General features: G+C 64.2%; 5 protein-coding genes. 2 read left to right on the top strand and 3 right to left on the bottom strand.

From position 1 onward, the window contains the following. Positions 1 to 78: 78 nt before the first annotated feature. On the bottom strand, positions 79 to 960 hold the full coding sequence (locus CIC12_RS05925) for a CHAD domain-containing protein (protein WP_168663070.1): 882 nt from the start codon (positions 958 to 960) through the stop codon (positions 79 to 81). Positions 961 to 1,205: 245 nt separating this feature from the next. Between CIC12_RS05925 and CIC12_RS05930 the strand changes: the two genes are divergently transcribed. Both CIC12_RS05930 and CIC12_RS05935 read left to right on the top strand, forming a co-directional pair. Next, positions 1,206 to 1,799 (top strand): short chain dehydrogenase, encoded by a 594-nt coding sequence (locus tag CIC12_RS05930; RefSeq protein WP_168663072.1) that lies wholly within the window; start codon positions 1,206 to 1,208, stop codon positions 1,797 to 1,799. Between the two features lie 252 nt (positions 1,800 to 2,051). After that, positions 2,052 to 3,638, top strand: coding sequence for an inorganic phosphate transporter (locus CIC12_RS05935; RefSeq protein WP_168663074.1), 1,587 nt, complete (start codon positions 2,052 to 2,054; stop codon positions 3,636 to 3,638). Positions 3,639 to 3,735: 97 nt separating this feature from the next. Here CIC12_RS05935 and ppk2 read toward each other — a convergent pair whose 3' ends face one another. Beyond that, a complete protein-coding gene (gene ppk2 / locus CIC12_RS05940; RefSeq protein WP_168663076.1) occupies positions 3,736 to 4,662 on the bottom strand; it encodes a polyphosphate kinase 2 in 927 nt (308 codons plus the stop codon). Positions 4,663 to 4,871: 209 nt separating this feature from the next. Then, a complete protein-coding gene (locus CIC12_RS05945; protein WP_168663078.1) occupies positions 4,872 to 5,270 on the bottom strand; it encodes a VOC family protein in 399 nt (132 codons plus the stop codon). Positions 5,271 to 5,324 lie beyond the last annotated feature (54 nt).

Raw genomic sequence — 5,324 nt, forward strand, 5'->3', positions numbered from 1 at the left:
ACGCTCTGCCCATATCGTTATGCAAGCCGCCGGACGCGTACCGACGTCGCCCGGCTCTTGAGCCCGCCCGTCAGTGCGTCACCGCTTGCGCAGCAGCGCCGCCGCCGCGCGCATGCGGCGTTTGCGCTCTTTTCCGAGCCAATCCAGCGACGCTCCAGCATCGCCGGACCCGGCGAGCGATGCAGCATGCTCACGCAGCAAGCCCTCGCTGGCGACGACATCGTTCAGCGCACCGAAGCGTTTTTGAATCCGCTTCACACGCCTGGCGGTGCTTTTACAGCTGCCCTTCAGAACCGGTTCGAAAAAATCGAGCAGATAGCGCAGTTTTTTGCCCGCCTTCCTCACGTCGTGGAACGCGGTGTAATCCGAACGCCTGGCACGGTTCGCGCGTTTCATGCGTTTCTTCAACGCGCGCTGCGCCGCGTCCACGCGCCGTGTGGCGAATTTGCGCAACGGCATGCGCTCGTGCGCGGTGTTCAATTCTTTCGACGCACCGGCCAGCGCCTCGCGCAGCAAATGTTTGACGTCAGCGTTCGATAGCGTCTCGCGGCTGACCGCCAATGCGCTGCCGCGCGCTTCCCGAAGTCTGGGCGTGATGTCGCGTGCGCCACTGTCCTCCTGCGACAGCAATTCGATCAGGATGTCCCAGTCGCGCGTCTTGCCGGCCGCCGTCGCGAGATATTTGAACAGCGCCCGCTGGCGGATGTTCTCGTCCTTCTCGAGCAAAGGCGCAAAGGCCCACCACAAAGAGCGCAAGCGCCGCAGCGAAACGCGTAATTTGTGCAGTGCTTCGGGCGAGGCATCCTCGCGCACTGCGCTCGCGAATTGGACCGCATGACCGACGAGCGGCGCCGCATACGAGGCGAAGGCCGCCTGCGCCGAAGGCGCCGCGCTGGCTGAACCGCCGGGCGGATCGCCGGTATCGGATCGTTTGTCCGTCTTCCCGCTGTCTCGCTTCATCGAGGCTCCTTGAATCGGCTTTACTGGAACGTCACTGGCAGCGTAGCAAAAATGGTTCCCCGCAGGCACCCGGAGTTTCCTCTGCAGAGCGCTCGGCGGGAAAGCCGCGTGACGCGTTGCTTCGCGCCGCGGCCGCACTTTTGCGCAATCGATGGCGTGCCGGGACGCGAGCCACTATTCTGAACATGCGGGGCCGCGATTGCCGCCTCGCAGTGAGCGGACACGTTTTCGCGTCAGGAGGATGTATGCGAGTACTTATCGTCGGTGCCACGGGTCTGCTCGGCGGCGAAGTCGTAAAACTGCTCTCACCCGAACACGAAATCGTCACCGCCAGCCGCAAGGGTTCCGAGCTGCACGTGGATCTGTCGGACAAGGCAACGATCGAGTCGATGTACCGCCATGCTGGCACGCTCGACGCCGTGATCTGCGCCGCGGGCTCGGCGAGATTCGCGCCGCTCGCGTCGCTCTCGGACGACGACTTTTCCTTTAGTCTCGCCAACAAACTGATGGGGCAGATCAATCTGGTGCGGTGCGGCGCTGCTCACATGTCGCAAGGCGGTTGCTTCACGTTGACGAGCGGCGTGCTCGCGCAACAGCCGATGGAAGGCAGCGCAGCAGTCAGTGTCGTCAATGCGGGCGTGGAAGCGTTCGTGCGTGCCGCGGCGCTCGAATTGCGCGGCAAGGCCCGCGTCAATGCGGTGAGCCCTGGCTGGGTCGCCGAAACGTTGGAGTCGATGGGCCGCGACCCGTCGCAAGGGGTGCCGGCCGCGATGGTCGCGCAAGCGTACAAACGCACGCTGGGCGGCAGTGGAAGCGGGGAGATCATCGCGGCTTCGTAGTCGCGTTGCGCCTTCACCTGATAACCGCTCCTCGCCACTGCTTCGCAAAAGCTGAAATCCGCTAGCGCTTTTCGGATAACCAACCCATCGCCATCCGCCATCCGGCAAGCGCTCAGCCTATGTCGCGCGCGGCCTGAAGCCGCGCCCTGCCCCGCGCTGACGCCTGCGCCGGGCCGCCACGGCCCTGTCATCATTACGACACACGGGCCCCGCAGCATCGGAAGTTCCGCGACAAACTTCAGGGCTTACGTCATGCCGGAACTTTCGTATCCGCAGCCAGCCGCCGCAGGCGGTAAAGGGCGCAATATCAGCCTGCTCATCTTCCTCGCCGTCATCGCGGTCGGCGCCGTCTACTGCGCCATGCACTTGCTGGACGACTTGCAGCCGGTCCGCGAAAGCTCGTTTCTCCCCTACCTGCTGCTCGGCGTCGCGCTGCTGATCGCGCTCGGCTTCGAATTCGTCAACGGCTTCCATGACACCGCCAACGCGGTCGCCACCGTGATCTACACGCACTCGCTGACGCCGAATCTCGCGGTCGTCTGGTCCGGCGCGTGGAATTTCCTCGGCGTGCTGACGTCGAGCGGCGCGGTCGCCTTCGGCATCCTGCAGTTACTGCCGGTCGAACTGATTTTGCAGGTGGGCAGCAGCGCCGGGTTCGCGATGGTGTTCGCGCTGCTGATCGCCGCCATCATCTGGAATCTGGGCACCTGGTACTTCGGCCTGCCGTCGTCGAGCTCGCATACGCTGATCGGCTCGATCATCGGCGTGGGTCTGATGAACCAGTTGATGCACGGCACCAACGGCACGAGCGGCGTCGACTGGACGCAGGCGCTCGGCGTCGGCAAGTCCTTGCTATTTTCGCCGCTGGTGGGCTTTCTCGCGGCCGGTTTGCTGCTGCTCATCCTGAAGGCCGTGGTGCGCGTGCCCGCGCTGTATGCCGAACCGAAAGGCAAGGAACCGCCGCCGTTCTGGATTCGGTGCCTGCTGATTCTGACCTGCACGGGCGTGTCGTTCGCGCACGGCTCGAACGACGGCCAGAAAGGCATGGGCCTCATCATGCTGATCCTGATCGGCACGGTGCCGACCGCTTATGCGCTGAACAAGGCGGTCACGCCGGCCGAAACGCAAACCTTCGTCGCGGTCGCGCAGCAAACCGCGGCGACCCTCGCCCACTACACGCAGGGCGCCGCACCATCCACGAATCCGCGCGCCGATGTCGAAGCGTTCGTGCGCACCCGCCAATTGACGCCCGTCACATTGCCGGCGTTGCAGCAATTGACCGAACAGATCGGCTCCCAGGTCGGCGCGTCGGGTTCGCTGGCCGCCGTGCCGCAAGGCAGCGTCGATAACGTGCGCAATAACATGTACGTCGCGTCCGAAGCGATCCGTCTGATGCTGAAAGCGCAGCAGCCGGCCTTCGCGCCGGAGCACGCCAAAATCATCAGCAACTTCAAGGCGCAAACCGATCACGCCACCAAGTTCATCCCGACCTGGGTCAAGGTCGCGGTCGCCATCGCATTGGGGCTGGGTACGATGGTTGGGTGGAAGCGGATCGTCGTCACGGTCGGCGAGAAGATCGGCAAGCAGCATCTGACATATGGACAGGGCGCCTCGGCCGAGCTGGTCGCGATGGTGACGATCGGCGCCGCCGATATGTACGGCTTGCCGGTTTCCACGACGCACGTGCTGTCCTCGGGCGTGGCGGGCACGATGGCGGCCAATGGTTCAGGCCTGCAATGGGCCACCGTGCGCAGTCTGATCCTCGCGTGGGTACTGACGCTGCCGGCGTCGATCGCGCTGGCGGCAGGCTTGTACTGGGTGTTTCGCGCGCTGTTCTAGATTCGCCGAGCCTGGCGGCCAGTGTCGCGGCTGGCCGAGCGGCAGAAAAAAAGCGCGGCCTCGCCGCGCTTCTTGCATCGAGCCGGCGTGTGTCCGCTCAATACACCTCGGGCACGATCATCGACTCGGGCACCGGCTGACGGCTGTACTCGTCGTGATAAACGCGCGCCGGCAGTTCGATGGTCGGATGCTCGATCTCGTGATACGGCACCTGACTCAGCAGATGTTGAATGCAGTTCAGCCGCGCGCGCTTCTTGTCGACCGCCTGCACGACCCACCACGGCGCCTCGGGAATATGCGAGCGCTGCAGCATCACCTCTTTCGCCTGCGTATAGGCTTCCCAGCGGCGCCGGCTCTCCAGATCCATCGGGCTCAGTTTCCACTGCTTCAACGGATCGTGAATGCGGTTCTGAAAGCGGATTTCCTGCTCTTCGTCGGTAATCGAAAACCAGTACTTGAGAATCTGCACGCCGCTGCGCACCAGCATCTTTTCGAATTCCGGCACCGAGCGGAAGAACTCTTCGTACTCTTCGTCGCTGCAGAAATTCATCACGCGCTCGACGCCCGCGCGGTTGTACCAGCTACGGTCGAACAGCACCATTTCGCCGCCCGCCGGCAGATGCGACACATAGCGCTGGAAATACCACTGTGTGCGCTCGCGGTTGTTCGGCGCGGGCAGCGCCGCCACGCGGCACACGCGCGGATTGAGCCGCTGCGTGATGCGCTTGATCGCGCCGCCCTTGCCTGCCGCGTCACGTCCTTCAAAAATGACGACGAGCCGATGACCGGTTTGCACGATCCAGTCCTGCAGTTTGACGAGTTCGCCCTGCAGGCGGAACAACTCGCGGAAGTACATCTTGCGCGCTTCGCGATGCTCGGGCGTGAAGCCGTCCGCACCGTCGATGATGCGGTCGTCGACCTCCATCTCGAGTTCCTCGTCGTACGCATCGATGAGATCTTCCTCGAAACGGCGTTGCCGCTCTGCCAGCCATTCGGCTTCAGGTCTCGGGTCCTGCTCTTTCATTGCGACTCTCCTGGCAACAGAAATGGTTAGGCGCGCGGCGGCCGATGCGACGCGGACGCGATCGATTATCGAAGCGCGAGGTGTCAGCCGTGTTACCGCTGCGGCCATCCGGCCGGCTGGGCGGCGGCGGGCGCGTTCGCTGCACGCGTGCGGTCGGCACGCGTCGTGGATAGCGACGATGATAGCGAGTTTCGCGCGCGCACCCGGCGCTAACGCAAGGGCCGCGCGAAGCTCAGTTCGTGACCGTCCGGATCGGTGATATGGAAATAGCGCTCGCCCCACGGCGCGTCGGATGGTTCGAGCGACGGCCTCAGGCCCGCGGCCAGTGCCTTGCGGTACAGCGCGTCGACGTCGGAGACGTAGAAGATCACGCGCCCCCACCAGTTGACCGGCGCGCGCGTATCGACGATCAGGTTCAGGTAAGCGCCGCCGAATGCGAAAGATGTAAAAGCCTGCTGGGGACCGCCGTATTTCATCGGGAAACCGAGCGCGTCATAGAACGCAACGGCGCGCGGCATATCGCGGGTAGCCAGCGTGATGGCGCTGAGCGACTCGATGCGCGGCTCTGTCGACGCATCGGAAGCGGACGAGGGGGTGGATGCGGGCATACGTGTCTCCTTCCCGGCGTAGTCGGAACGCGGGCGGCGGCTGACGACGCAGCG

The organism is Paraburkholderia sp. SG-MS1, assembly GCF_012275575.1.
Classification (GTDB): Bacteria; Pseudomonadota; Gammaproteobacteria; order Burkholderiales; family Burkholderiaceae; genus Paraburkholderia.